Source organism: Enterobacter sp. 940_PEND, assembly GCF_001059415.1.
GTDB lineage: Bacteria > Pseudomonadota > Gammaproteobacteria > Enterobacterales > Enterobacteriaceae > Enterobacter > Enterobacter cloacae_M.
On record NZ_JUMS01000071.1, the window covers coordinates 1 to 1168 of the forward strand.

2 protein-coding genes and 1 pseudogene are annotated in these 1168 nt (G+C 52.5%); all 3 read left to right on the forward strand.

Features of this window, described 5'->3' with window-relative positions:
• Positions 1–352 precede the first annotated feature (352 nt).
• Positions 353–757: a putative holin gene (locus tag ADJ24_RS10675; protein WP_048702434.1), complete on the forward strand. Its 405-nt coding sequence runs from the start codon at positions 353–355 to the stop codon at positions 755–757.
• Complete coding sequence (locus tag ADJ24_RS10680) at positions 754–1050, forward strand: phage holin family protein (RefSeq protein WP_047625964.1); 297 nt, start codon at positions 754–756, stop codon at positions 1048–1050. The genes ADJ24_RS10675 and ADJ24_RS10680 overlap by 4 nt, the downstream gene beginning before the upstream one ends.
• Positions 1051–1076: 26 nt before the next feature.
• Positions 1077–1157 (forward strand): annotated as a pseudogene (locus ADJ24_RS24160) (holin); the annotation flags it as partial.
• Positions 1158–1168: the final 11 nt, after the last annotated feature.

Below are 1168 nucleotides of genomic sequence, written 5' to 3' on the forward strand. Positions count from 1 at the left end.
CTCAGCCTTCCAAGCTGATGATGCGGGTTCGATTCCCGCTGCCCGCTCCAGTTAAAGCTTTTCGGTCTGCGATGATGGGTTTCCCGGAGTGACTGAAAAGCGACCCAGTTTTGAATGGGCGCTGCTTTTCGCAAAATTGCTGTGTGAAAATACTGGCCTTTGGTTTCAGCGCTCATCCAAAAGCATCTCGTCAAAATCCAATTAACCTCGGGTGGTTTGTTGGATGAGGTGCCTCTAATTCAAACAGCCTCGCTTTGGTGGGGCTTTTTCATTTCTAAGGCTGCCATCCGGTGGCCTTTTTTATTTCCCCTCAATTTTTCTGAGAGGATCCACAGCAATAAGAGGGGGCTAAATGTCCGCAGAACCAATAACTGCAACGGTAACGGCGGGCGTGGCTGCTGGTACAACCGGAATCACTTTCGCCACGCTTTTTCCAGAGGCTACGCCAGCAGTGATGGTCTGCTCCCTCGCAGGAGCGGCGCTGTATATCCTCAGTTCAGAGGACCATAAAATCTGGAAGCAGATTCTTTTTGCGCTCATTTCCTTTATCGGTGGCATTTACTGCGCCGGTACTGCTTCAGAGATTATCGCCGCCCTTATCAACGCCGGACTGAATCAGCTTAGCCCGCCAGTCACCATCCAGGTATCGCCCGCGATTGGTGCACTGGCGGCTTCAACGGTTTCCGTGACAATTCTGCTGCGCATTCTTGCCCGCTCAAAAACAGGCAATCTGCCCGGCGTGAAGGGGGAAGAATGACGTGGCTGTTGCTGAACTTTCCATGGCTGTTGCTTCACCTTAATGCACTGGCCTGCATCATGATTTCGTTCCGCCTGATGTTTTTCCGTAAGCGCAGTATGCGGCGCCGCCGGGTAATGGAGTTTCTGGCCTATGGGCTGATTCTGGCTCCTGCATACACGGCTTTTCGCATCTGGCACGGCGATTATGTGCAGGTCGATTACGGCGAAATCCTCATTAACGTTGTTGTCTGCGTGGCCGTCTGGCGTGCGGGCGGCAATATTGCTCGTATTACGGGAGAGAGCACGACGTGAACCAAACACAATTTCAAAAGGCGGTAGGTGTCAGTCGAGCTATGGGCTCCGTGGCACTGACGTACTTATGGGAACGCCTGACGGGGATGAAGAATGCAAACCAGTGATAAAGGCATTG